The organism is Hymenobacter nitidus (assembly GCF_020447315.1).
Classification (GTDB): Bacteria; Bacteroidota; Bacteroidia; order Cytophagales; family Hymenobacteraceae; genus Hymenobacter; species Hymenobacter nitidus.
Map to the genome: position 1 here is coordinate 1 of NZ_JAJADQ010000032.1, position 818 is coordinate 818.

Annotated in this window: 1 protein-coding gene; it reads right to left on the reverse strand. The window is 62.1% G+C overall.

Features of this window, described 5'->3' with window-relative positions; translation table 11 throughout:
• Positions 1–818, reverse strand: an 818-nt coding sequence (locus LGH70_RS23480; protein ID WP_226190997.1) for an AMP-binding enzyme, incomplete at both ends; no start/stop codon positions are given.

An 818-nucleotide genomic window follows, 5' to 3' on the forward strand; every position in this document is an offset into this window, starting at 1 on the left:
GCGTCGTGGTGCAGAAGCAGCTGGGCCAGGCTTTGCCGCAACCCCTCGGCCTGCAGCGCCGAAGCACTCTGCAGCAACACCGACTGGTTGTAATGATGTTTATCAGGCTGGTCGCTGTTCAGAAACCAGTGCTGAATGGGGCTCAACTCACCGTCGCCGGTAATCTGGACCTGAGAAATCTGCCGGGTGAGCTTAACAGCACGCTGCGCCAGCTCAGACAATATGGGGTAGCTAAGAATATCGGCTACCTCAACCGAGTAGCCTTTCTGCCGCAGACGCGAAACGACCAGAATTGACTTAATAGAGTCACCGCCGAGGTCGTAGAAGTTGTCCTGGCGGCCCACTGGCTCACGGCGCAGCACACTGCTCCACACGGCGGCCAGCTGTTCTTCCACCTCCCCCTGCGGGGCCTGGTAGTCCCGGCCGGCAGCGCGCTGCTGGCCTACTACGGGCAGGGCCTTGGTATCGAGTTTGCCGTTGGCCGTTACGGGCAGAGCTGCGAGAACCAGCACCGCACTAGGCACCATGTAGGCGGGCAACTGCGCTTGTAATTGCGTACGCACGGTAGCTTCCTCTACCTTTTGTCCATTGGCCGCTACCACGTAGGCCACCAGTTCGGTGGTACCTTCGTTGGTGGCGGCTACCACAGCGGCCTGACCTATGCCGGGGAGTTGGAGCAGCGCGTGCTGGACTTCACCCAGCTCGACGCGGTAGCCGCGCACCTTGACCTGGTCGTCGAAACGCCCCACGTACTGCAGCTGCCCGCTGGGCAGGCGCACCACCTGGTCCCCGCTGCGGTATACTTTCCGCCCCGCCTG